The organism is Drouetiella sp., assembly GCF_059504425.1.
Map to the genome: position 1 here is coordinate 156,893 of NZ_JCACIN010000046.1, position 25,048 is coordinate 181,940.

General features: G+C 50.5%; 23 protein-coding genes. 10 read left to right on the forward strand and 13 right to left on the reverse strand.

What is annotated here, in order from left to right:
- Positions 1-285: 285 nt before the first annotated feature.
- The 5 genes from AC5JMP_RS11420 to AC5JMP_RS11440 form a co-directional block, all read right to left on the reverse strand.
- Positions 286-1,527 (reverse strand): FtsX-like permease family protein, encoded by a 1,242-nt coding sequence (locus AC5JMP_RS11420; protein ID WP_495851586.1) that lies wholly within the window; start codon positions 1,525-1,527, stop codon positions 286-288.
- Positions 1,528-1,710: 183 nt separating this feature from the next.
- A complete protein-coding gene (locus tag AC5JMP_RS11425) occupies positions 1,711-3,252 on the reverse strand; it encodes a mercuric reductase (protein ID WP_495851587.1) in 1,542 nt (513 codons plus the stop codon).
- 38 nt (positions 3,253-3,290) lie between these two features.
- Positions 3,291-3,920, reverse strand: a complete 630-nt coding sequence (locus tag AC5JMP_RS11430; protein WP_495851588.1) for a TVP38/TMEM64 family protein — start codon at positions 3,918-3,920, stop codon at positions 3,291-3,293.
- 123 nt (positions 3,921-4,043) lie between these two features.
- Complete coding sequence (locus tag AC5JMP_RS11435) at positions 4,044-4,805, reverse strand: amino acid ABC transporter permease (RefSeq protein ID WP_495851589.1); 762 nt, start codon at positions 4,803-4,805, stop codon at positions 4,044-4,046.
- 40 nt (positions 4,806-4,845) lie between these two features.
- Positions 4,846-5,694, reverse strand: coding sequence for a basic amino acid ABC transporter substrate-binding protein (locus AC5JMP_RS11440; protein ID WP_495851590.1), 849 nt, complete (start codon positions 5,692-5,694; stop codon positions 4,846-4,848).
- A 312-nt stretch (positions 5,695-6,006) separates the two neighbouring features.
- Between AC5JMP_RS11440 and AC5JMP_RS11445 the strand changes: the two genes are divergently transcribed.
- Positions 6,007-6,765: an amino acid ABC transporter ATP-binding protein gene (locus AC5JMP_RS11445; protein WP_495851591.1), complete on the forward strand. Its 759-nt coding sequence runs from the start codon at positions 6,007-6,009 to the stop codon at positions 6,763-6,765.
- 164 nt (positions 6,766-6,929) lie between these two features.
- Here the strand turns inward: AC5JMP_RS11445 and AC5JMP_RS11450 are convergent, their stop codons facing one another.
- Positions 6,930-7,370 (reverse strand): PPC domain-containing DNA-binding protein, encoded by a 441-nt coding sequence (locus tag AC5JMP_RS11450; RefSeq protein WP_495851592.1) that lies wholly within the window; start codon positions 7,368-7,370, stop codon positions 6,930-6,932.
- Between the two features lie 58 nt (positions 7,371-7,428).
- On the opposite strand from AC5JMP_RS11450, the gene AC5JMP_RS11455 reads away from it, so the two are divergent.
- Positions 7,429-7,824 carry a C6orf136 family protein gene (locus AC5JMP_RS11455; protein ID WP_495851593.1) on the forward strand — a complete coding sequence of 132 codons (396 nt, stop codon included), beginning with the start codon at positions 7,429-7,431 and terminating at the stop codon, positions 7,822-7,824.
- Positions 7,825-7,835: 11 nt separating this feature from the next.
- On the opposite strand, the gene AC5JMP_RS11460 is transcribed toward AC5JMP_RS11455, so the two are convergent.
- From AC5JMP_RS11460 to AC5JMP_RS11470, 3 genes are all read right to left on the reverse strand, one after another.
- Positions 7,836-8,600 carry a hypothetical protein gene (locus AC5JMP_RS11460; protein WP_495851594.1) on the reverse strand — a complete coding sequence of 255 codons (765 nt, stop codon included), beginning with the start codon at positions 8,598-8,600 and terminating at the stop codon, positions 7,836-7,838.
- 719 nt (positions 8,601-9,319) lie between these two features.
- The gene (locus tag AC5JMP_RS11465; protein ID WP_495851595.1) at positions 9,320-9,772 is read right to left on the reverse strand and encodes an ester cyclase; all 453 of its coding nucleotides are present in this window, start codon (positions 9,770-9,772) and stop codon (positions 9,320-9,322) included.
- 117 nt (positions 9,773-9,889) lie between these two features.
- The gene (locus AC5JMP_RS11470) at positions 9,890-10,540 is read right to left on the reverse strand and encodes an SDR family NAD(P)-dependent oxidoreductase (protein ID WP_495851596.1); all 651 of its coding nucleotides are present in this window, start codon (positions 10,538-10,540) and stop codon (positions 9,890-9,892) included.
- Positions 10,541-10,626: 86 nt separating this feature from the next.
- Between AC5JMP_RS11470 and AC5JMP_RS11475 the strand changes: the two genes are divergently transcribed.
- Both AC5JMP_RS11475 and AC5JMP_RS11480 read left to right on the forward strand, forming a co-directional pair.
- Entirely contained in the window at positions 10,627-11,544 is a 918-nt protein-coding gene (locus AC5JMP_RS11475; RefSeq protein ID WP_495851597.1) for a LysR family transcriptional regulator, read from the forward strand.
- Between the two features lie 22 nt (positions 11,545-11,566).
- Complete coding sequence (locus AC5JMP_RS11480) at positions 11,567-11,806, forward strand: hypothetical protein (RefSeq protein WP_495851598.1); 240 nt, start codon at positions 11,567-11,569, stop codon at positions 11,804-11,806.
- 152 nt (positions 11,807-11,958) lie between these two features.
- Here the strand turns inward: AC5JMP_RS11480 and AC5JMP_RS11485 are convergent, their stop codons facing one another.
- Positions 11,959-13,077, reverse strand: a complete 1,119-nt coding sequence (locus AC5JMP_RS11485; RefSeq protein ID WP_495851599.1) for a sensor histidine kinase — start codon at positions 13,075-13,077, stop codon at positions 11,959-11,961.
- A 424-nt stretch (positions 13,078-13,501) separates the two neighbouring features.
- On the opposite strand from AC5JMP_RS11485, the gene kdpA reads away from it, so the two are divergent.
- The 6 genes from kdpA to AC5JMP_RS11515 all read left to right on the forward strand — a co-directional run bounded on the left by kdpA (position 13,502) and on the right by AC5JMP_RS11515 (position 20,737).
- Positions 13,502-15,211 carry a potassium-transporting ATPase subunit KdpA gene (gene kdpA, locus AC5JMP_RS11490; protein ID WP_495851726.1) on the forward strand — a complete coding sequence of 570 codons (1,710 nt, stop codon included), beginning with the start codon at positions 13,502-13,504 and terminating at the stop codon, positions 15,209-15,211.
- A gap of 94 nt (positions 15,212-15,305) precedes the next feature.
- Complete coding sequence (gene kdpB, locus AC5JMP_RS11495; protein WP_495851600.1) at positions 15,306-17,405, forward strand: potassium-transporting ATPase subunit KdpB; 2,100 nt, start codon at positions 15,306-15,308, stop codon at positions 17,403-17,405.
- Positions 17,406-17,523: 118 nt separating this feature from the next.
- Positions 17,524-17,739, forward strand: coding sequence for a potassium-transporting ATPase subunit F (locus AC5JMP_RS11500; RefSeq protein WP_495851601.1), 216 nt, complete (start codon positions 17,524-17,526; stop codon positions 17,737-17,739).
- A gap of 42 nt (positions 17,740-17,781) precedes the next feature.
- Positions 17,782-18,423, forward strand: a complete 642-nt coding sequence (gene kdpC, locus AC5JMP_RS11505; protein WP_495851602.1) for a K(+)-transporting ATPase subunit C — start codon at positions 17,782-17,784, stop codon at positions 18,421-18,423.
- Positions 18,424-18,511: 88 nt separating this feature from the next.
- Entirely contained in the window at positions 18,512-19,570 is a 1,059-nt protein-coding gene (locus tag AC5JMP_RS11510) for a protein kinase domain-containing protein (protein ID WP_495851603.1), read from the forward strand.
- 60 nt (positions 19,571-19,630) lie between these two features.
- On the forward strand, positions 19,631-20,737 hold the full coding sequence (locus AC5JMP_RS11515; protein WP_495851604.1) for a universal stress protein: 1,107 nt from the start codon (positions 19,631-19,633) through the stop codon (positions 20,735-20,737).
- Positions 20,738-20,873: 136 nt separating this feature from the next.
- On the opposite strand, the gene rbsK is transcribed toward AC5JMP_RS11515, so the two are convergent.
- The 3 genes from rbsK to AC5JMP_RS11530 form a co-directional block, all read right to left on the reverse strand.
- Positions 20,874-21,803 carry a ribokinase gene (gene rbsK / locus AC5JMP_RS11520; RefSeq protein WP_495851605.1) on the reverse strand — a complete coding sequence of 310 codons (930 nt, stop codon included), beginning with the start codon at positions 21,801-21,803 and terminating at the stop codon, positions 20,874-20,876.
- Positions 21,804-21,983: 180 nt separating this feature from the next.
- Positions 21,984-22,817 carry a nitrate ABC transporter ATP-binding protein gene (locus AC5JMP_RS11525; protein WP_495851606.1) on the reverse strand — a complete coding sequence of 278 codons (834 nt, stop codon included), beginning with the start codon at positions 22,815-22,817 and terminating at the stop codon, positions 21,984-21,986.
- Between the two features lie 184 nt (positions 22,818-23,001).
- On the reverse strand, positions 23,002-24,999 hold the full coding sequence (locus tag AC5JMP_RS11530; protein ID WP_495851607.1) for an ABC transporter ATP-binding/substrate-binding protein: 1,998 nt from the start codon (positions 24,997-24,999) through the stop codon (positions 23,002-23,004).
- Between the last annotated feature and the right edge of the window lie 49 nt (positions 25,000-25,048).

Below are 25,048 nucleotides of genomic sequence, written 5' to 3' on the forward strand. Positions count from 1 at the left end.
TAGTCGCTGGTGCAGTCAAATTCATTTGAAAGTTAATCGGTGTAGCAGTCATGATTACAGTTCGATGGATAAGGGTATTGGGATGGAGTAACCGGGGGTGGTACTAGAGACTAAGCAATTGGAGGCGCTATACCTAGACTGGAAAAACTGGCTTTTTGTTCTACGCTGTTTGATCTGCTAGGGCTTTTTAATTCTTTGTAGACAATTGTTCCATTTACCAAGGCTGGCGATAACGACCTGAAGGCAAAAGGGCTGCATCTTCATCGGATCTAAACACATCACACGTCAAGACTTAAAGACGATCGCTGGATCAACACGAGTCACCTTTTGAATGGCGAACAGAGCCGAGCCGACACACATGAAAACGGTGATACCAAAAATTCCTGCTGCCGCGATCGGTGTCACCAAAATCGTGATGCCCTGGGTGGCAAATGTCCAAGCTCCCAGACCGATACAAAGTCCCAGACTAGGGATATAGCCCAAGATCGACATGAGCAAAGCCTGCTGGATGATGATGCCATAAACGACGCGATCGGGTACGCCCATTGCCTTGAGCGTGGCGAACTCCTTCAGGTGATCGGCAACTGAGGAATAGAGAATCTGCCCTACAATTACCATGCCGACGATGATGCCGACTGTAGCCCCCAATCCCAAGATGAAGCCAATTCCAGTGCGCTGTACCCAATAATTTCGCGTTCGTGCCGCCATCTCATTCCGAGTGTAGGCGCGAGTATCGGGCAATGCCGCCTCTAGCTTTTGCTTGAGTTCCTGAAGGTCTTGACCTGGCTCTGCTTGAATCAAGACATAGCTGATGGCATCCGTGGAGGTCAGCGGCATGGGCTGAAGTGAAGCAGGATTAGCACCTGCCGACTGCTGATAGACATTGGTGCACTGAAATTCTTCGTTTTGCATCCGACAGTTGAGGTTTGCCGTTCGGTTGCCCGTCGCATACGCCTTAGCATTTTCCAGAGAGCTAAAGAGGAAAGTGCCAGAGGCGATCGACTGCACATCTGTGGTTAATCCCACAAGCTTGACGCTAAGCGACCCAATCGTTGCTGCTTCGCCGACTTGAGTGACATCTAAACTGTCCAGATTGGTCGCATCCGTGATCACCGTGTAAGGCTGCTTTAGCTCAGCCAGATTGCCTTGCGTTACCTCAAACGGCTTGAACAGAGTTCCAGCAGAATCAAAGCCAAATAGCCGCACTGAAGTGATTTTTCCTTGAGGGCTGCGCCAAGTACCACCGCTCAAGAGTAATGCCTCAGCTCGCTGCACCCCCTCAATTTGCTGAGCTTGCTGTAGGAAAGCAGCAGAGATGGGCAGCGTCAGCTCCAGCCCCACCATGTCTTGGTTGGCAACCCAAATATCGGCTTCGGAGCGATCGATTAAAATGCCTGTCGATCGCGTAAATCCGTTTAGAATGCCCGTCTGAATGGTCACTAGACTCACGGCAAACATGATCCCCGCCTGCGCCACCAGCAGACGAGGGATGTCCTCAAATAAATTCTTGCGCGCAATCGATGCCATGAGTCTTAATCTAGCGAAAATCTGTGAATGGCAGGTGACATTGTATTGAATTTATCGTGTTCTCATTGCCATAAGGGGAGAAGCTGTGACAGTGAGGTGGGGTGGATTAGGATAGGGCGAAAAGGGGTAGGGATCTGCGGAGGGCAAGCTGTTTTGTTTACTTCTCAATCCTATTCACTGCTTTTATGCCAGCTTGGTCAAAATCCCCAGAAACGCTTTGGTTCGGGGAGTCAAAAGAGTACGGCGATAGGCATCGGCAGCTTTCTTAATGGCTTCCGCCTGAGTCGGGTAGGGATGAATGACGCTAGAGAGCTTACTCAGCCCGATGTTATGAACGATCGCTGTCGTAATTTCACTAATCATGTCTCCCGCATGGGAAGCCACGATCGTTGCCCCCAGAATTTTGTCGGAGCCTTGCTGGTGCAGGATTTTGAGAAAGCCTTGTGCCTCATGGTCAATCAGGGCGCGATCGACGGTTTTAAACGGAATCTTGATCGTGTCTACGGCAATATTGCGATCGCGGGCTTCTGACTCATACAGACCGACATGAGCGATTTCCGGGTCGGTATAAGTCACCCAGGGCATCACCAAACTGCTGAGCTTAGAACGTCCGATCCCAAAGGGCGAAAACAGCGTGTTCTTAATGACAATCCGGGCGGCGGCATCGGCGGCATGGGTAAACTTCCAATCCATGCAAATATCGCCAGCGGCATAGACTTTGGGGTTGCTGGTTTGTAGATAGTCATTGACCTGAACGCCGTGCTTTGAGTCATAGGCTACGCCGATCGCCTCTAGGTTGAGTCCTTCAACATTGGGGGCGCGTCCGGCTCCTGCCAAGATTTCATCTACGGCGATCGCCTCTACTTTTCCCTCCGCTATCAGGTGGATCATTTTGCCTTCAGGGGTCTGCTCAACCCGTTGCAGCTCGGCATTCAGCACCACACGAACGCCGTCTTGGACTAGCGACTGTCGCAAAATCTCAGCGGCTTCCGAATCTTCTTTGTTGAGCAACTGCGCATTTTTGTGAAACAGCACCACCTGACAGCCCAACCGCTGGAACGCTTGAGCCAGTTCGCAGCCGATCGGACCACCGCCAATCACCGCCAGCCGATTGGGGCGATCGGTCAAAGAAAAGACGGTTTCGTTGGTCAGGTAGCCTACCGCTTCAATTCCGGCGATCGCTGGCTTAGTAGCTCTCGCGCCCGTCGCAATCACGGCTTTTTTGAAGCGCAGGGCTGTCTCCCCTACCTGCAAGGTTTGCCCGTCTACAAAGCAACCGTCACCCAAAAACACATCTACGCCCAGCTTTTGAAACCGCTGAGCCGAGTCATTAGGGCTAATTTCAGCTCTGATGCGGCGCATTCTTGCCATGACGGCCGAGAAATCAACTTGGGGGCGATCGGACATCACCCCCAAAGCCTCTCTGTCTTGCGGAATTGCCGCCCGTGCCGAGCGAATTATGCACTTAGAGGGGACGCAGCCAACGTTCAGGCAATCGCCCCCCATCAGGTGCCGCTCGACCAATGCCACCTTTAGCCCTAGCCCTAACCCTGCGGCTCCCGCGGCAACGACCAATCCTGCCGTTCCTGCGCCAATCACCACCAAGTCATACAAAGCCTGCGGCGTGGGGTTTACCCAATCCGGTGGATGCACATTGGCAATGAGGGTTTGGTTTGCCTCATCCATGGGCGCAACAGTGATAGATTGAACGTCAAAACGGGTCATGGATGCGGCTCCTTGGGGCTGTAGCTTAGGGCAGTAGCTTAAGACGTTGACTCTGAATCGGGAATGGCGGCAAGTGCCTTACGGGCAATGCGCGTGACGTAGAGCGTGACCGTAACAGTGGCAATGAAGCCAACGACGCGAATCGCCCATATTGCAGCGGGCTGGGTAGAGGAACCGATCGCCGCCAAATTGCCCGCTAGAGAACCTAAGTAAACGTATAGGAGAGTACCAGGAATCATGCCCACGAATCCCAGGATATAGTCTCGCAGCGAAACTCCTGTGATCCCCAGGGCATAATTCAGCAGCGTGAATGGGAAGACGGGTGAAAGCCGCGTCAGCAGCACGATTTTGAAGCCCTCACGCCCGATCGCCTGATCGATCGCCTTGAATTTGGCATTCTCTGCAATCCTTCTAGCCACCCAGTCCCGAACCCAGTAACGCCCAATTAAAAAAGCCAGCGTCGCGCCCAAACACGCGCCCACAAAAACGTAGAGTGCTCCTTGAAGTACGCCAAACACAGCGCCTGCCCCCAAGGTCAGCACGGAGCCAGGGACAAGGGCGATCGTTGCCACTGCATAGAGAGCCATGAAAGCGATCGCGCCAACAGCACCCAACCCCTGAATCCAATCCAAGGAATTTTGTAATAGCTCTTGTGGATTAAAACCCATAGGATGTTGGATTGTGAGGATCTTTCTGGTCTGCTCCTACTGTAAGGGGAATAGGGGTTAGAGAAGTGATGCGGCAATGAATAGAAGGTGAGATTTGGCTGAGAGCCGAGATTGGAGCTGAGATTACTGATCGCGTACCGCTAGGGGCTGGGCGATCGCCTTTTTCTTCGCTTGCTCAACCGGGTTTAGCCACCGCTCTAGCCAGCTAAAAACCTGCGAAAACAGCAGCGTTAGCACTAAGTAGACGATCGCCACGCTGAAGTAAATCTCAAATGCCTTATAGTTGCTGGCAACAATGATTTGACCGCGACGAAACAGCTCCTCAAACCCAATCACGGCGACTAAACTGGTGTCTTTCAGCATCGAAATAAATTCGTTCCCTAGGGGCGGAATCATGCGTCGGAGAGCCTGCGGAAAAATGACGTATCGCATCGTTTGAACGGCTCCCAATCCCAGCGATTCAGAAGCTTCGCGTTGCCCTAGCTCGATCGACTGAATTCCCGCTCGAACAATTTCGGCGATATAGGCAGCGCTATTGAGGCTCAGTGCCAAGGTCGCCGCCATAAATTGACTCAGCGAAAACTTTAGCCCGCCCTCTCGCAGTAGCACAGGCAACCCAAAGTAAATCATGAAAATTTGCACCAGCAGCGGCGTACCCCGAAAAAAGTCAACATAGCAACGTGCTGCTAACCTCACGAGCCGCGAAGAGGATAGACGAGCCATGCCAATGAGCGACCCAGCAATCATGCCAATGACAATGGCGATCGCCGTCAGTTGCAGCGTCACACCCGCTCCTAGCAGAAGATTAGGGAGCGCTTCGACAATAGTATTGAAAGATTGCAGCACGGCAGTCAGAAAATAGAGGATGAACGGAAGTAAGGACAATTTTGGATTTTAGATGCAATCCAAAATCCAAAACTCAAAATCAAATGGGCGCTTTGTCAGGAAGCGTTGGCGGCGTGCCGCTAAACCACTTTTCGTAGACTTCAGCGTACTTACCGTTGCTGATAATGGTGGCTAAGCCGGAGTTGATTTTTGCTAGATTGGGCGAACCTTTGGGAGTTGCCATGCCGTAATATTCTTCGGTGAGCAGTTGCCCCACCACTTTCAGACCCTTGATGTTACCGCTCTTGATGGCATACAGCGTTACGGGCGCATCGTTGACGACCGCATCGACATTGCCATTAGCGAGTTCTTGTAGCGCTAGGGGAGCGCTGTCAAATGTACGTAGATCTGAGGGGCTTGCAGCTTTGGCTGTGTCTGCGCCCGTGGTGCCAATTTGCACGGCGACTTTTTTGCCCTTCAGGGATTCCAGAGAGGTAATGTCGGTGTTGCTGTCCTGTACGGCGATCGCCAGACCCGCCTTGAAGTACGGACTCGAAAAATCGACGGTTTTTGCCCGCTCGGCAGTAATGGTCATGGTGCTGATGGTGGCATCCACGGTTCCGGCTTGCAGTGCTGGGATAATGCCATCAAACGGCAGCTGCTGAAGTTCGGCTTTGAACCCAGCCGCTTCGGAAAGGGCGTTTAGCAGGTCAATATCAAATCCTTCATAGCTGCCGCTTGTTCCCTTACTTTGGAAAGGTGCAAAGGTGGGATCGATCGCCACTTTCAGGGTTTCAACGCCTGTCGGAGAGCTACCTGCCGGAGAGCCTGCTGAAGTATCTGCCGTTGGTGTGGGGGAACCACAGGCTGCAAACACGACAACACAGCCGAGGCTGAGTAATCCCAAAATCAGTTGGCGCAAAAAGCGCGATCGCGTCATTTTAAACATGCTGAATCTTTTCTCCTCAAAGTTTGTTGTCCGAAAGGATCAAGGTGTGAACCTACGATAATCAACTCATAAAGGCGTTTATGCAGTCATCTTACATAGAGCCAGTTTACATAGAGTCAGTTTACAAAGGTCAGTCAATAAATGTTGCTCTCCATACACTCTGTGGAGTTTTTCAGCAGCCTGTGGAGTTTTTCAGCAGCCTGTGGAATTCCAACAGCCTGTGGTATTTTTAGCAGAGCGATCGGCTCTAGGGCTTCTAGAATACTCGATCAGCTTTAGACTAAATGAACTCCTTACTATTCTTCTCCTGCCATGACCTCTGACCCCGCGATCGCATTCACTCAGCTTGAAAAGAACTACGGAGAACTGCGCGTCTTGAAGGGTATCAGTGGCTCCATTCAGTCAGGCGAAGTGGTGGCAATTATCGGCTCGTCAGGATGCGGCAAAAGTACGCTGCTGCGGTGTTTCAATCGGCTGGAGGCAATTAATGGTGGACAGCTCATCGTCAACGGCATGGATTTGTCGCATCCTGACCTTTCTCTCCAGCAGCTCCGGCAGTTGCGCGCTCAGGTGGGCATGGTGTTTCAGCAGTTCAACCTGTTTCCCCACATGACGGTGCTGGATAATCTGACGCTGGCTCCCCAGAAGGTTTTGGGGCAACCTGCTAAAGAAAGCTCTCGGATGGCGCGATTTTTTCTCGATAAAGTCGGCTTGGCAGAAAAAGCGGAGGCTTACCCAGACCAGCTCTCCGGCGGGCAAAAACAGCGGGTGGCGATCGCCCGTGCCCTCTGTATGAAGCCCAAAATCATGCTGTTTGATGAACCCACTAGCGCCCTCGATCCAGAATTAGTGGGCGAAGTCTTAGCCGTGATGCAGCAGCTAGCCGAAGAAGGCATGACCATGGCGATCGTCACCCACGAGATGCAGTTTGCCCGCGAGGTTGCCCATCGGGTGCTGTTTCTCAACCAGGGACAGGTGGAAGAAGAAGGTGCGGCTCGACAGGTGTTAGATCAGCCCAAGAGCGATCGGCTGAAGGCATTTTTGAGCCGGATGAATTTTGCTAAGGTTTGAGCGATCGGCAGAATCCCGGTATCCTCAGTTAGGGTATGACGCGATGTGTAACTTGGTCTGAAAGTCTTGTAGGATGGGCATCTTGCCCGTCCGAATCTAGGCAGGCAAGATGCCTGCCCCACGTAGATCAAGAGCTTTAGAAAAAGAGTCGCACATCGCGTTCTCTACTCTTTGGGATCAATAAGGTCTTTGGGATCAATAAAGCCGATCGCCAGCTCTTGGTAGGTCGTGATGGGGTCAGGTTCTCGCCAAAAGCTGAGGTGGGGCAAAATGCCAATAATAATTTCGGCAGTGGTGTAAATCAGGCATCCCGGCATTACATGTCCGCCTAGGGTGCGTCCAGTAGAGTCGGCGATCGCCATATGGTAGTGCGACCCGTGCCTCGACATCACGCCTGCTAAGGACACAATCTCGAATTTGCCTTCTAGTAGAGTGCCGTCAGCCTGACCCGCAAACCGCACCGCGGCTTGGGTGAGGCTACCAACACAGGTGATAATGCAGGCGGCTTCAATTCCTTGTGTTTGGACGAAGGCTTCCAGTTCAGCTTTTAGATCTTGCTGTGGGTGAAGACGTAAGGCTGTAGTGTGTATCGGGGTGATGTGCATTAGAGCGATACTTCTTGCTAGAGTGCAGGGGTGTCATGCCACCTCAACATCATCGCTCATGGATATCCTAGAAATCCTGAAAGCAGACTACCGCAAATTTCCGCAAGACCAGACCTATGGCGTTTACGCGTCGGACGTTTACTTCAAAGACCCGATGAACGAATTTCGGGGGTGCGATCGCTACCGTCAGATGATTGGGTTCATTAACACCTGGTTTATCGATCCGCAGCTCGATCTGCATGACATCCAGCAAACTGATGACCAGATTCGCACCGACTGGACGCTAAGCTGGACAACTCCGCTGCCCTGGAAGCCACGTACTCAGATTCCAGGCTGGAGCGAACTGACGCTAAATTCTGAGGGGTTGATTTGCGCGCATGTCGACTACTGGCACTGCTCAAGGCTGGATGTGCTGAGCCAACAGTTTAGGAGACGCTCCCAAAGCAAGCCTTAGAGCCAATTAAACTAGAGCAAATTAAACCGCTGAAGCTGAGTTTCGATCGCCTGGGGCAGCAGCTTATTCAGCTCGGTCTTGCCGCGAAACTGAATGCGATTGCCACTGGGCACATCAAACAAAAACTGCCCGTTGATGTCCGATCGCTCCATGTGAGCCAGCAAAATTTGCTCCGTGCGCTTGCAGTGCAGCGCATACCCCACCTCAACACAGACTTTGGGGCTAGGGACAGGCTGTGGTGGACTGCCATCAATCTGCAAAATTGGCGTACCGTCGGCAACAAACAGTAGACTCTTGCGGATTTTGCGCATGAGGGTACTGTTGAGTCGGACAGGTCCCTCGGTGAGGCGATGGGATTCTTCTAGGGTGATGGGCAGACGCGATCGCTTGTTCAGCCTCTCCAGCACCGACTGAATCGACTCCCTCAACAGATCGCTCGACTCCAAAAATTCAGTTTGGTAGCAGAGGAAAATGGTCGGCTCCAGCTGCGCCATGACATCCTTCTTGGTGAAGTACAGCTCATGGCTGATCAAATCAATATTGGAGATGGCGTAGCCACCGCTCCCCTCAATGTAAAATTCGACCGTTTCTCCGTCTAGATAGCGCTTAAACCAGGCTGACTCCCGAACTTCTGCGCTGTCTTCCAAAAAATCCGCCCTAAGAGCAGACTTTAGCAAACTATTTTTGCTTAGGCGAAGGTCATGGGGACGTTTCTCTAATTCACGAATTGGCTCATATTCCTGAATGTACCAAGCTTTTAGCGCAATAATTGCCATGATCCATTTCTACCTGTCTAGTGAATGAGCTGTCTTTAGAGCATCTGCCTTAGAGCATTTAAGCTGAGAATTATATCTTTCTTGTCTACAAATTACTGATCCTTAGGTCGTAGTTTGCAAACAGGTGCAAAAGCGGTTTCACCAAGGGTACTGGTATTTATGTAATGATTTTTTATGGGGTAGGCTTTGCTCACCCCATAAAAAATCATTAGATTTTGAGGACGACCCCACCAAGAGCTGCTGTTTTTCAGATTGAAAATTGTCCAGGGGCGTATTGCTCTCAATGACCATGGGGGCTAATGTCAAGCTCAGGAATGATTTTTTTGATTTTCAGCAGTTCTTGAGTCATAGTTTTTGAGTCCTAGTTCTTGAGTCATGGGCAAACACCAAACTCTAGGTCTTAACTCTATGGTTTAATTATGCTGGATTCAGGTGAGGCAAAAAGGGGCGATCGCTGACTCATGAACAATCGCTTTCTAAGTTAAGCCCTTTCTAACTGAATTATGAAAAATTGCCTGATTGGGGGAGCGATCGCTCCTAAAGCGAGGATCTGCATCGCGCTCTGCTCGCTAAAATAAAACGTCTCGTTCGCATTGAATCGCGGACAAGACGTTCTCACTAAAAAACTTTATTAGGACTCGGTCGATTACCCAATTAAAGAAGCAGCGAAATAATAAAGTTCAGCAGTAGAAATGCTTTGATAGACCTTGAGTTTAGCTCTATTTGAGAATCGATGGTGTCAGCACAGGAGCCATCAACATTTCAAACTCTAGGTTAGTAGCGCTGACCACATTTTCGACAATCTTGCCGTCCCGTAAGCGCATGACATGGGTTTCAATGAAGGTGATATCCCGATGAGTTGCCGCAACGCCAAAAAAGTCTTTTGTGTGTTTCTGAACGGAACGAAAGCGAACCACTACGCGATCGCCTGCGGCAAACAGATCTTCAATGAGCATTTCTGAACCCGGAATCGGTGGAAAAGCGTCATAGAAGGCACTGAAGATCTGCTTATACTCTTCCCGTCCGTTAATCGGGCCATCGGGCTTTAGTCCTGTTATCGCCTGCACATTTTCATCTAAAACTTCTGGGGCAATGCTAATGTCGCCTTTGCCTAAGAACTGTTCAATAAAGGTGCGGGCGATCGCTAAGTTCTGGCTCTCAATTTCAGTCATGGTTAGTACGCTGTGGTTTTGTCGTGAGTAATAGGGTTCAGGTAATGATTTTTTGTTGTAGGGGCTTTGCCCCTACAACAAAAAATCATTACCTTTTGAGGACTACCCTGTCGTGAGTTAGTAAACGATTTCTGAGTCAGAGTCGGGATTGGTATGAAAAGCCCAATACTGTTCAGCGATCTGACCGGGACTATATTGGGGATCTTCAGGATTCACGGTGCCGCAAATCGTGATGGTGCCCACGTGGATGCCGTCAGGTTTCAATGCCTCAGCCAGCATTTTGGCAAGACTTCTGATCCCGGCTTTGCCTAATGAAAGCGAACCAAAATCTGAGCTGGGATACATCGCAAAGCCGCCACCTGTGAACAGAATTGTCCCTTGCCTTTGGGCTTGCATGGCAGGCAATACAGCTTTTGTGGCGGCTAATGCTCCAGCAACGTTGATCTTGAAATCGATCGCCAAGGTATCCATTGTTTCGTTCAGAATTTTCTCCATCTTGGGTGTAGCCACGTTGTAAACCATCACTTCTGGACTACCTAACTGGGCTTGAATGGATGTAAACGCAGATTGCAAAGAGGCTTCTTCACCCGCATCAGCAGCAAAGGCATGAGCCTCAAATCCTTCGGCTTGAAGCGTTGCCTGAAATCTTTCAAGCTTGGCGGCGTTGCGGGCAATCATGGCGATCGCAAACCCTTCTTGGGCAAACCGTCGGGCGATCGCTAGCCCCATGCCATCTCCCATACCGACGATCGCAAACAGTTTTGTCATGATTTCCATTTCAAAATGTGCTTCTACTGGCAATTTAGCAGTAGGCTATAAATTAAGCAAATTGATTTTTAAGATAGTTAAAATCAATGAAATCGATTGATCTAAGCGCGATCGACTTGAACCTGCTGGTTGCCTTTGAAGCTCTACTAGAAGAACGGAGCGTCACCCTTGCTGCCCAACGACTGCATTTGGGGCAGCCTGCGGTGAGTGCGGCATTGGGGCGATTGCGAGGGGTGTTTGAAGATGAGCTATTTATGCGGATGGGTCGGGAGATGCAGCCGACCAGCAAAGCCCTAGAGATTGCTTCAGGCATTGTGTCTGCTCTGAATCAGATTCGGCAGACCCTTGAAACCAGTCAAGTTTTTGACTCTAAAACCTCATCCCGTCGGCTGGCGATCGGCAGTTCTGATTACACTAGCTCGGTTGTGCTGCCCTCCCTGCTGGGGTTTTGTGGTCAACAGGCTCCGTATCTCAACTTTCGGCTGATTGGTTTTGAGAAAGATAGCGTGGGTGATTTACTAGAACAAGGCGCTATTGATGTGGCGTTAGGGGTGTTTCCAACCCTACCCCATCAAACCCACAGTATGGCTCTGTTCCAAGAGCATTTTGTCGGCATTGCCCGCCGGGGGCATCCGGCGATCGCCCGTGGCACAATGGCGCTGGAAACCTTTGCGAGCCAACCTCATGCCCTGGTGACACTGCGGCGAGACACGACAGGTAAAATCGATGAACTTTTGGCTCAGCGCCATCTCCAGCGTCGGGTGGCAATTACCACACCCCATATGCTGGCACTTCCGGCAATTCTTGCCGCCTGCGATTTAGTGGCAACTGTGCCCTACCGTGTTGCTGTACAGCTTGCGCGATCGCATAGTCTAGAACTATTTGAGCTGCCCATTGAAACAGAAGCCTGGACAGTCTCTATGCTGTGGAGCAAGTTGGCAGATAAAGATGCTGCGAATGTTTGGCTACGTCAAACGTTGAATGCGATTAGTCAAACGATTTAAAGCCGATTGTCTATGAAAATCATTGAAGAAAAAGCTAGTCGTTAGTCCTCCCAAAATTCGACCTCGCAATGCAGCCGGGGTGGATGAAGTCAAACATACATTCATGTTGGGCATCAGAAGTCCTATCCCCAACCCTCCGATCGCCAACCCGACTAAAACTATAGCTGTAGACAGCGAGGTTAGGACAAGGACGTTTTTGGTGGCGCGCGGAGCGCGCCACCAAAAACGTCCTAAGCAAAGTGGCGACAGCCATACCTCATAGCTACGGGCAAAGCTAATCACCCAATAGCCAATTCTCATCAGCAAAAACGCGATCGTGTAAAGGTTCGTAAAGGTGAAACGAGCTTTAAGGCGTTGGTAGCCCAGCGCGCTGATCGAAGTGGCTAGAGTCGTAAGGGCGATCGCCAGATGCTTTCAGGATTCTATTGACGGTGTAGAGGGATAGTGCGGAAAAGTAGGCAAGCGAAAGCCGAAGATTGCGCCATTAGGAGAGCGGTTTTCTGCCCAAATTGTGCCCCCGTGAGCTTCAATAATTTGACGCGTTAAGTAAAGCCCTAGCCCAGAACCTTTAGCATGGCGATCGCTGTGTCCCTGATAAAATCGCTCAAATAGATGAGGAAGCTCTTCTTCAGTAATCCCGGCTCCGCTATCCATCACCTTTGCCATCTGGCTTGAGGCATGAGATTCTAAAACGACCTCTACCTTGCCACCTCTGGGAGAGTGATTAATGGCATTAGTGAGCAAATTGGCAAATACCCGTTGCAGTTGCAGAGCGTCGCCATTGACCCAGAGAAACCTGCGAAAGTCAGATTCTCCATAGCTAAAGGAGATATGCACTCGCCGACTTGCCGCCAACTCCGTTAAGCTAGTTGCCACCTCTTCAACCAGCGCTACTAGGTCGGTGGGATTGTTTTGCAAAACCAGTCCTTCTGTGTCGTTGCGATAGACATCCAGCAGTGTTTCCACAAGCTGTAAGCTAGTCTGGTGGCTGCGCACGATCGTTGCCAAAACCTTTTGCTGCCTCAACGAAACTATGCCAAACGCGCTTTGCTGAAATGCCTTGAGCGTTTCGATCGCCCCTAGCAGCGGAGTTTTTAGATCATGGGTCAGCGTCGAGACAAAATCTTCCCGCATATCTGCCAGCTTTTCTTGAGCCTGAAGCTTTGCCTGCTGCTGAGCTAAAGCCTCTTCATAGCAGCGGTTACGATCGCTCAACACCGCCGTCACCAGCATGGCTAAAACGGCGATCGCGCGGCTGGCAACAATTGAACTGCTCAGCACTCTGTTCTCTGGAAGCCAGGAGTTTAGCATCGTCAAGACTGCCGCAGTTAACGTAATTTTGACAGCATTTGTCCGACTGAGGCGAGAGGTGGCTAACAAGACTGGACCAATATAGAGATACCCAAACACGTATTCGGGCGGGGTGGAAAATTCAAGAATAATGACGGTAACAAATAGCCCCAAAATAATCCAGAGCGTGCTCGTGCGAGGATCTCTGGCGATCGAAGATGGCTTAAACAATTTGAGATTCATCGATCGAGTAGTTGCCGTAAATTTAATAGATTCGCAATAAAGCAAACTTATCTATTAAATTCTAAAAGCTATAGAAAATAAGAGGTTTTCAGACTAAAACGCATGTTTAGATGTGCTCTATACCTGGAAATATAGATCACATCTAAACACATCTAAACGTTTTTCAATTAAAGCTATATCTTGTCATATAAAACCTGAATAGATTGCAACCTATATCTTGTGTTTCCTTTAGAAAGGCGAGATGATGAAATTTGAGAATCATTTGATTGATTTTATTAAGACCTCTACAGTCAAGGTTTGTCGCAAAAGTGTTGGCTTAGAACGCAGTTGCGTCGTGCTATCTTCACCCATCTCATTAGCCCGATAAGATTGCCTTAACTAGAAAATCTTGACTTACTTAATCTACCTGGAGCCTTTTGGATTCATGTTTCAAGGATGGTTGCAAATTGCGTTGACGATCGCCCTATTCGTCGCGTTGGCTCCCACATTTGGGGGGTATATGGCTCGCGTGTATCTGGGACATAAAACTCTGCTTGACCCAGTGTTGGTACCTGTAGAACGAATACTTTACTCGTTGACAGGGACTGAGACGAAGGAGGAGATGACAGGCTGGAAGTACGCCAGGGCGATTCTGTACAGTAACGTGGCTATGGCGCTACTGATCTTTTTTCTAATCATGAATCAGGGATGGTTGCCTTTAAATCCTACGGGTCTGGGTGCTCCAACCTGGGATACTGCCCTGCACACCACGATTTCTTTTATCACTAACACTAACCAGCAGCACTACTCTGGTGAGACAACCCTCAGCTATGGCAGTCAGATGCTTGGCTTGGGATACCATATGTTTACGTCAGCGGCAACAGGTCTGGCGGTTGGGATCGCTTTCATTCGAGGTCTAACAGGCAGACCGCTAGGAAATTTCTACGTGGATCTGATTCGATCGATTACCAGGATTTTGTTGCCAATCAGCATTGTTGGTGCAGTAGCTTTAATTCTGTTGGGTGTGCCTGAAACGCTGGCAGGGCCAGTTGTGGTACCCACGCTCGAAAATCCGGCATTGAGTCAAGCGATCGCGCGGGGGCCAGTCGCTCATTTTGAAATTATCAAACAATTGGGAGAGAATGGCGGCGGCTTCTTTGCGATTAACTCTGCCCATCCCTTTGAGAACCCTAACCCAGCCACTAATCTCATTCAGATTGTCGGTATGGTAGTCATTCCTTCGGCTTTTATCTACACCTATGGTGTATTTGCCAACAGTCGCAGGCAGGCTTGGTTGATTTACAGCATGGTGCTGGCGATTTACCTGCTATTTGTCACCTTAACAGCAATAGGCGAGTATCAAGGAAACCCTGCTGTCAATTCTTTGCTAGGAAGCGTACAACCTAACTTAGAAGGAAAGGAGGTTCGCTTCGGCTGGGCGCAGTCTGCTTTGTTTGCCACCACGACAACAGGAACAATGTGTGGGGCAGTCAATAGCCTTCACGACTCATTCATGCCGCTTGGTGGCTTTGTCCTGTTGTCCAACCTGTTTTTGCAAATTATTTGGGGTGGGCAGGGAACTGGAACAGCTTACCTGTTTGCTTACCTGATCCTAGCTGTGTTTGTCACAGGGCTGATGGTAGGACGGACTCCAGAATTTCTGGGACGCAAAATTGAGAAGCGAGAGGTAGTTCTAGCCAGCTTTCTGATTTTGCTGGTACATCCTATCGCCATCTTGATTCCAGGAGCGATTTCCCTAGCATTCCCTGAAACGCTTTCAGGCATTAGCAACCCTGGGTTTCATGGTCTTAGCCAGGTCATCTACGAATATGCTTCAGCCGCAGCTAACAACGGTTCGGGCTTTGAAGGATTAGCAGATTCTCAACCTGCTTCTACAGGGCTGTGGTGGAACCTAAGCACCTGCTTCAGCTTATTATGTGGACGCTATATTCCCATCATTGCCTTGCTGCTGCTAGCAGACAGCCTATCTCGTAAACAGCCTGTACCGATGACTGTTGGGACGCTTCGCACCGATACGTTTTTGTTCACAGGTGTGACTGCTGGCGTAGTGCTGATCCTGGGCGCCCTCACTTTCTTCCCGGTCTTGGCGTTAGGGCCGATCGCCGAAGCTTTTCAAATTGCTAAAGGCGGCTGAATCCAGCGGGATGAGGTCACTTGAATAGATAGCATCAGACTTCGCCCATCCCCTCACTCAAAACTCTTCAAATCTGCGCTCTTTAGAACCCACTATGGAATCCAGCAACCAATTTTCATCGACTCCACCCCGCGCTCCAGGCGGCCCACGGGAATCTCGCAGACATACGCCCAAAGCCGATATGAGCGGACTCTATCAACGGGCTGTTAAAGAGGCTTTTATCAAACTTGATCCTCGGATTACCGTCAAAAATCCGGTGATGTTTATCGTCTGGGTCGGGACGATCGTGACCGCACTCGTGACCTTTAACCCAAATTTGTTTGGTAACGTTCCAGATACAGGCCTAAACCAGCAGATTTTTAATGGACTGATTACCTTCATCCTGTTTTTTACCCTTGTTTTCGCCAACTTTGCCGAAGCGGTTGCCGAAGGACGAGGCAAGGCGCAGGCAGATTCGCTTAGGGCAACGCGATCGGATACAGTTGCCCGCAAAATGCTGCCCGATGGCTCTGTGCAGGAAGTTAGCTCTACGGATTTGCGGCGGGGCGATCAGGTCAAGGTCATTGCTGGAGACATGATTCCCTCAGACGGCGATGTGATTCAGGGCATTGGCTCAGTGGATGAGTCAGCTATTACTGGAGAATCGGCTCCCGTGCTGAAGCAACCTGGAACAGACATTGCCAGCTCGGTAACAGGCGGTACGCGTCTGTTATCAGATGAGCTAGTCATCCGCATTACTTCCGATCCGGGTAAGGGCTTTATCGATCGCATGATCGCCCTCGTGGAAGGTGCAGAGCGGTCGAAGACCCCGAACGAAATTGCCCTCACCGTGCTGCTGGTGGTGCTGACCCAGGTTTTCCTGATCGTGATCGCCACCATGTCTCCTCTAGCAAACTATGTGCAGTCTCCTACGACGATCGCTATTCTGATCGCGCTATTGGTTGCGCTGATTCCCACTACCATTGGCGGATTGCTGAGCGCTATTGGTATCGCTGGCATGGATCGGGTAGCACAGTTTAATGTCATTGCCACTTCTGGACGGGCGGTAGAAGCCTGTGGAGATATCAACACACTGGTGCTGGATAAAACCGGAACCATTACGTTGGGGAATCGGCTTGCCAGCCAATTTATTCCGATTAACGGCTATTCTGAACAGGCGGTTGCTCAAGCAGCTCTGGCAGCTAGCGTTTTTGATGAAACGCCTGAAGGACGATCGATCGTGCGGCTAGCAGAAGAAATGGGAGCCACCGTTGACTTCGATCGCAATGCGGCTGAGGGGGTCGAATTCTCGGCGCGGACTCGCATGAGCGGTACCAATTTACCTGATGGTGGCGAGGCGCGTAAGGGTGCAGTGGATGCCGTCAAGGGGTTTGTGCGATCGCGCGGGGGCACACTCTCTGCCGATCTCGACGCAGCCTATGAGCGAGTGTCGAGATTGGGCGGTACACCTTTAGCTGTTTGTAGAAATAGTGAGGTATACGGCATTATCTACCTAAAAGATATTGTTAAACCCGGATTGCGAGAGCGTTTTGACCAGCTTCGCCGCATGGGGGTACGCACGATCATGCTGACGGGTGACAACCGAATTACCGCTTCTGTGATTGCTGAAGAAGCAGGTGTGGATGATTTCATTGCGGAGGCTACGCCAGAAGATAAAATTGATGTCATTCGCCGAGAGCAGGCACAAGGCAAGCTCGTTGCCATGACGGGCGATGGCACGAATGATGCCCCGGCTCTAGCTCAAGCTAACGTTGGTGTGGCCATGAACTCTGGCACACAGGCGGCAAAGGAAGCCGCAAACATGGTGGATTTAGACTCTGACCCCACCAAGTTGATTGATCTAGTGGCGATCGGCAAACAGCTCCTGATTACGCGAGGCGCTTTGACCACTTTTTCGATCGCCAATGATATTGCCAAATACTTTGCCATTATCCCGACAATCTTTGCGGCGGCAGGCATCGGCTCTCTGAACGTCATGGGGTTGAAGAGTCCGCAGTCGGCAATCATCTCAGCCTTGATCTATAACGCGCTGATTATTCTTGCCCTAATTCCTTTAGCGCTTAAAGGAGTAGAGTTTCGCCCGCTCACCGCGAATCAGCTCCTGCAACGCAATATCTTAATCTATGGAGTGGGTGGCGTAATTGCTCCGTTTATCGCCATCAAGCTTATCGATCTGATTCTGCCCATTTCTTAAGAGCCTTGTTCACTGAATCTGTATTCCTTCTGTATTCCTTCAGAATCTACTCTCTATGAAATCTCCCGCTCCTAATCAATACCTGATATCATTCTATTCCTCCCAAGCTTTCGAAGATATGGGTGAATTTTGGTCTGCTTGGCGTAGACGCAAGCTTCCCTCGTATCTGTTTTTAGCGCTATGCTTTAATACCCTCTTTGCGCCCGCAGTTTTGGCAGCTACCGGAGGAGAACTCGATCGCTTACAGGTCTGGGCATTGACTCTGCTTGGTATTGCCACTGTGTGCCTTTCTGCCTATCTTTTTGTGGTGATGTTTCAACCTGAAAGATTCTAACTTCCATTCACTTTCCATTCCTTACCATGAGTTTTGTTAGCTATGAGTTTTGCTAGAGAAGCCAGTAGAGCCGTTCGAACGACCTTTGTGCTTTGGCTGCTGACAGCCATTTTGTACCCCTTGGTGATGATTGCTTTTGGACAGCTCGTTTTTCCTTACCAAGCCAACGGCAGCTTGATTAAAAATGCGCAAGGTACTGTGGTAGGTTCTGCTCTCATTGGACAACCTTTCACATCCGATCGCTATTTCAACAGCCGCCCCAGCACCACTAGCTACAGCACGGCTGATCCTCAAAAAGACGATGCGGGTATTCTGAAAACCGGAGTTTCAGGAGCCAGTAACTTAGCACCCAGCAACTCTGCACTGCTCGATCGCATCCAGGGTAAAAGCGATCCAGATCCGAGTCAGGCGATCGCAGGAGACTTACCCAGACTTGAACAGGCAGGAATTAAACCCACTGCCGATCTACTCTACACATCTGGTTCTAGCCTTGACCCCCATATCACCGTAGAGGGCGCTCGTAATCAGGTGACGCGAGTTGCAGCCGCTAGGAACCTTCAACCTATCCAGCTTGAGCCATTGATTGCTCAAAACACCGAGGGGCGATTTTTGGGTATTTTTGGCGAACCCGGCGTTAATGTCCTTAAGCTCAATCTAGCGCTGGATGCTCTACAGCCAGCTTAGGATTCTAGCTTTAGTAAAATGGGTAGGTGGAATACATGACTTCACCTACTCGCCCCCTCACCTTCTATCGCTCCTCTAGTCTCAGTCTATGAGCCATAACCTCCCAGTTTCAACCTCTTCACATGGCTTTTCGGGCGATAATCTCTCCGAAAATTTTCCGAGTAGCGGACTGCTTCAAAACCGCTATCGCCTCCACAAATGGATTGGACAGGGCGGATTCGGCAAAACTTTTCTGGCATTCGATCAGCTCCAGCCCGCTCAGCCGTACTGCGTAATTAAGCAGATTATGTCTCCTCTGCCAACCTGCGAAAGTCAGCCCAGAAATGCGCTGCGGCAGGAAGGTCTGAGATTAGCAGAATTGGGACAACATCCTCAGATTCCAGCCCTGCTAGACCTGTTTGAACAGGGTGGACAGGGTTATCTGGTGCAAGAGTTTATTGAGGGTCAGACGCTAGAGCAAGAATTGGCTGAGGCGGGCGCGTTTAAGGCTGCTCAAATTCGCCAACTTCTCACCCAGCTATTGCCCGTTTTGCAATTCATCCACGATCGCCATATCATTCACCGCGACATCAAACCTGCAAACATCATTCGCCACCGTCAGGATGGACAGCTTGTTCTAGTAGACTTTGGTGCTGCCAAAGCGATCGCCGAGGATTTACCTATCCAGACAGGCACCTTAATTGGTAGCGCCGAGTATGCTGCACCTGAGCAAACTCGCGGCAGGGCGGTCTTCGCTAGCGATCTTTATAGTTTAGGAGTTACTTGTATTCATTTACTGACTCAAATGCCCCCTTTTGATCTATTTGATACAGGTGAGGATGCCTGGAACTGGCAAAACTTTCTGCCTCATCCGATCGATTCCTCTCTCGCTCATATCCTTAATCGACTGTTGCAACCCGCAATAAATCGCCGCTATCAGTTTGCGTCAGAGGTGCTGGAGGATTTGACTTTTTTGCCGCAGGCTGAGGTAAATCCTGCCTCAGGCGCTTCGAGTTCAGTTTCAGCTACTGTCTATGAGCCGCTGACCCGCAAGTGGCATCATATTTCCGATCTGCGAGAACAGTCTGAGTTAGTGTGGGCTGTTGCACCATTTTTACGTCCTCATGCGATCGACTTTCCATTTACAGATTGCAAAAACTTCTTTTAATCATTCAGTAAGTCTCTTATTAGCAGGTCATAGACTGATTCACCTTGAAATCCCAGAATAATGTACAATCCATCCCCCGATACACTCTATAGCAGCAGCACTCGTAAAGGTAAACATAAGATCTTCATCGGCATGGCTCCGGGTGTGGGCAAGACCTATAAAATGCTGGAAGAAGGACATCGTCTGAAACGAGAGGGCATAGATGTTGTCGTTGGGCTTCTAGAAACCCATCGCCGTAAAGAGACGGCAGAAAAGTCGATTGGCTTAGAAATCCTCCCTCGCAAGCATGTTATGCACTCAGGGATTGTCCTTGAAGAAATGGATACAGATGCTATCTTGGCGCGTCGTCCGCAGCTTGTGCTAGTAGATGAGTTAGCACACACCAATGTACCTGGCTCAGAACGAGAAAAACGCTACCAGGATGTTGAAGCTATCTTGAATGCGGGAATTGATGTTTACTCCACAGTTAACATTCAGCATCAGGAAAGCTTGAACGATCTGGTGGCTAGAATCACGGGAGTTGTCGTTCGCGAGCGTGTACCCGATCGCATTATTGAAAGTGCTGATGAAATTGTTGTCGTAGACGTTACGCCGGAAACGCTGCAAGAACGTCTGCGGGACGGCAAAATCTATGCTCCTGAAAAAATTGAACAATCGCTGCAAAACTTTTTTCAGCGAGGAAACCTGATTGCATTGCGTGAGCTGGCTCTACGAGAGATCGCAGATAATGTCGAAGCTAACGGCATGGAAACTGCTACCAGCAGGCAGTTTTGTAATATTCACGAACGGGTGCTGGTCTGCATTTCCACCAATCCTAACGCCATACAGCTCCTCCGTCGCGGCGCTCGCATTGCAGACTACATGAAGGCTCCCCTTTCAGTTCTGTTCGTCAACACTTCAGACCGCTTTTTGACTAAAACTGAGGCGCTGCATATAGAAACTTGCGAACGCTTGTGCAAAGAGTTTGAAGGTGAGTTTTTGCGCGTTGTTCATGTCGATATTGCCGAAGCGATCGCCCAGGTTGCCAAAGAGCGCCGAATTACTCAGGTCGTACTGGGAAAAACCCAAAAAGCAAGATGGAAAATTTTGCTCAAAGGATCATTTGTGGATCGATTGATGCGATCGCTCCACGAAGTTGATATTCACATCATTGAAACAGGGAATTAAATTTAGAGCGATTGATGTGCTAGCTTGCTGACCTCAGCTATTGAGTCTTGCTCTCAAAATCATCTGCCCTGTTTGGGTCTTAATATTGGTATAACGCTGGAGGAGTTCTGTACCTGCAAGCAGACCTAGCTCATCCCTAGCTTTCAAAGGGCTGACGAGCCAGAAAGACTGCTAGTTCGGCTTGAGTGGGCAAAGAGGGCTGCGCTCCAGCTTTTGTGACAGAAAGTGCTGCTGCTGCTGTTGCTTGTGCGATCGCTTGACGCAGGGACATTCCGTGCGCCAGTCCAGCCGCCAACCCGCCGTTGAAACAGTCTCCAGCTGCTACCGTATCGATCGATTCTACCGGAAAAGCAGGGGTACAAAAAGATTCCATCTCGGTAATGCAGTAAGATCCTTGCTCCCCTAGCTTGGTGATAACTGTGGGGATACCGCGCTTGTACAAAATGGCGGAGGCTTTGGCAGCGCTCTCAAGATCTGTTACTGGGATTCCTGCAAGCTGGCTGGCTTCGACTTGATTAGGAGTAAGGATATCAATCAGCGAATAAAGTTCGTCAGGTAAATCCGATCGCGCTGGAGCCGGATCGAGAATCACCGTTACGCCGATCGCTTTAGCTGCCCTAGCTGCGGCTACTACCATCAAGAGAGGAATTTCTAGCTGAAGCATCAAGACTTTAGAAGAGGGCAAGATTTGCTTTAAACGCTCTAAGTCTGACTCATCGATTCGCCCATTGGCTCCTGGAATAATCACAATATTGTTCTCACCTGTATCCTCCACCGTAATCAGAGCAATTCCTGATTGAGTTGAGTCATCAATCGTGACGCGATCGCACCCTACGCCGCTATGCCTCAATGCTTTCACAAGATCTTGTCCAAAACTATCGGAACCGGCTCGCCCAACCATCTGAGTTGGCACCCCCAGACGCGCTACGGCAACCGCCTGATTGGCACCTTTACCACCGGGAATCATAGCGAACCCATGCCCAGTCAGCGTTTCTCCCGGAGCCGGAATTCGCGGCGTTCGAGCCACAAGATCCATGTTGATGCTGCCAAAGACAATGACGCTCATCAGGTTTACGGAGTAGAGATCAGGAGAATACTATATTTTAGCGTTGCTGGTTTTAGGTATGAGTTTTTTCGAAAGGTGCGGAGAGCGCCCCCGCTCAAAAAACTCATACCCAGATTCAGATGCCTATCGAGTCACTGCTGGCACAAATAGATTTAGATGGGTTGGGCTAATCTCTGTGGGCTAATCTCTGTGGGCAAATCGATTGTAGAGAAAATCTAGCGCTTCATTTCGCAACTTGTAGTATTCAGGATCTTCCATGATACGAGTGCGATCGCGCGGTCTGGGGAAGGGAATCGTCATGATTTCGCCAATGTCAGCCGCAGGGCCATTCGTCATCATCACCAGGCGATCGGCGAGAAACAGTGCCTCATCAATATCGTGAGTGATCATTAGCACGGTACAGCGGTGCTCATTCCAAATCTTCAAAAGCTCCTCTTGCAGTTCCTCTTTAGTGATGGCATCTAACGCGCCAAAGGGTTCATCCAGAATTAGCACCTGCGGCCGGGTTGCCAGGGCACGGGCGATCGCCACCCGCTGCTTCATGCCGCCCGAAATCTGGGTTGGCTTTTTGTCCATCGCATCTGATAAGCCCACCATGGCTAGGTGATCACGGGCGATCGCTTTTTTCTCGGCTTCAGATTTTTCGGGGTAGACGGAATCTAGCCCCAGGTAGACATTTTCGAATGCCGTCAGCCAGGGCAGCAAGGCATAGTTTTGGAAGACCACCATGCGATCGAATCCAGGCTTAGTGATGGGTTTGCCTTGCAGCGTTACCGAGCCTTGAGTGGGCTGAACAAATCCAGACACCATATTCAGCAGGGTAGACTTGCCGCAGCCAGAATGACCGATGACGCAAATGAACTCACCCTGATGAATGGCTAAGTTGACATCTTGTAGAACATTATAGGTACCCTTGGGCGTGGGATAAACCTTGGAAACATGGGCGATCGACAGGAAAGGGGGGTGATCTTCCTGGAGGGAGACTGGAGGGCGAATGTTGGTTTGATTCAGCATGATGGGTGGATGAGTGAATGGGTGGATGGATTGGACGAGCTAGGCTCTCTAGCTTCCTAAATCCCCTAATTCTGGGGAACTTTGAACTCCGGAAGTCCCTAGAATTGGAGGGTTGGGGGGCAAGATGCAGAATGTTCAGCGAGAGTCGGAGATGTGTAGGGCAGGTGGAAAGGATGTGGGGTGGCTATGCGGCTACTCTGCGAGCGTCGAGGGCAACTTCGGCAACGCTGAAATCGCGTTTGATGGTGAGGTGGTTGAGATAGGCGATCGGGTCTTCGGCATCAAATTTGACTCCATCGAAGAGCTGGATTGGCCCTCGGTGGTATTTCATGTCTAGTACGCCGAGTTCACGGGCAGCAGTGCTGAAGACGCTGACGCGACAGACGCGCTCTAAGATCTCTAGCCAGTTGCGCGGGAAAGGAATGTCTCCCCACCGCGCCATTTGGGTCATCATCCACAGATGCTCGGTACGGCTAGGACGATTGACCCCATCGCCGTAGAACAGGTGGTGGGCATACTCGCGCATAGGTTTGTCGAGGGTGCAGACATAGGCATTGGGGTCGCCAAGCTGAATATATTCTTCGCTGGTGCTGAGGTATTCGCGGCGAGACAGCAACTCCTGTATTTCTGTCGCGTGAGCCGGATCGGCGCAATATCGGCAGGCTTCCATGAGCGCCTTGACTAAGGCAATGTGGGTATTGGGATAGGCGATCGCCCATTCTTCCTTTACGCCCAAGACCTTGCCGGGATGTCCTTGCCAAATCTCTAAATCTGTTGCCACCGTGAAGCCAATATCCTCGATCGCCGCCCGCAGATTCCAGGGTTCGCCGACGCAGTAACCGTCGATTGTACCTGCTTTGAGATCGGCAACCATTTGTGCCGGGGGAATGGTTTCGAGAACAACATCGCGATCGGGATCGATACCGCCGGATGCCAGCCAGTAGCGCAATAGGATGTTGTGCATTGAGGAAGGATGCACCATGCCCAGCGTGTGCTGACTATCGGCGGAGTCGAGCAGCATCTGCTTGAAGTCGGCAGCGTTGTAAATACCCTGCTCGTAGAATTTTCTTGCTAGGGTGACGGCATTGCCGTTGCGGGTCATGGTCAGACCGCTGACGGTGGGGATGGGTCGGTCTTGATGTCCACCCACCGTCAGCCAAACGGGCATTCCAGCAGGCATTTGCACTGCGTCAAGATAGCCTCCGGCAATGCCGTCCACAATGCCGCGCCAGCTTGTTTCCCGCACCAGACTTACCTCATCTAGCCCATGTTTCTCAAAAAAGCCTTTCTCTTTGGCGACCACCAGCGGCGCGCAGGCGGTCAGCGGCACAAAGCCTAGCTCCAGATTGACTTTCTCCAGACCGTGACGGGCGATCGCCTCCATTTTCTTTGCCCGCAGCTTTTTGATCCGCTTCTGCTGGTTAAGGAAATAGATAATCTCCGATCGCAGGCTGTAGTAGCTGGGATGATTCACCACCTCCATGCGCTTGCGGGGGCGAGGAATGTCTACCTCCAGAATGCCGCCAATTTTGGAGCAGGGACCGTTGGTTAACATGACGATGCGATCGGATAGCAGCACGGCTTCATCGACATCATGGGTCACCATGACTGCCGTCACCTGATTCTCTTCGCAAATCTGCATCAGCTGCTCTTGCAGATTGCCCCGCGTCAGGGCATCTAATGCACCAAAGGGTTCATCCAGCAGCAGCAGCTTAGGACGGATGGCAAGGGCACGGGCGATCGCCACCCGCTGCTTCATACCGCCTGAAAGCTGTGCTGGGGGTTTGTCGGCGGCGTGTTGCAGCCCCACCATGCGGATGTGGCGCTCGGTAATGTCCTGGCGATCGGCTTTGCTGACTTCCATCACGGAATCTACGGCAAGGGCAATGTTTTCCCGCACCGTTAGCCAGGGCAACAGCGAGTAGTTTTGAAACACCACCATGCGATCGGGACCGGGTTGAGTAATCGGGCTACCCTCCAGGGTCACGGAGCCGCTCGTCGCCAAATCTAGACCTGCCAGCATATTCAGCAGCGTCGATTTGCCACAGCCAGAGTGACCAATGAGAGAAACAAATTCTCCTTTCTTGATCTCTAGATTAATCCCTTTGAGTGCAATATACTCTCCGCCACTCGACAGCGGAAATACCTTATCAACTTGATCAATGGCAACAAAAACAGACATGATACTTCACCTGAATGAGGATTTTTCAGAAATGTTAAAGAGATAAGGC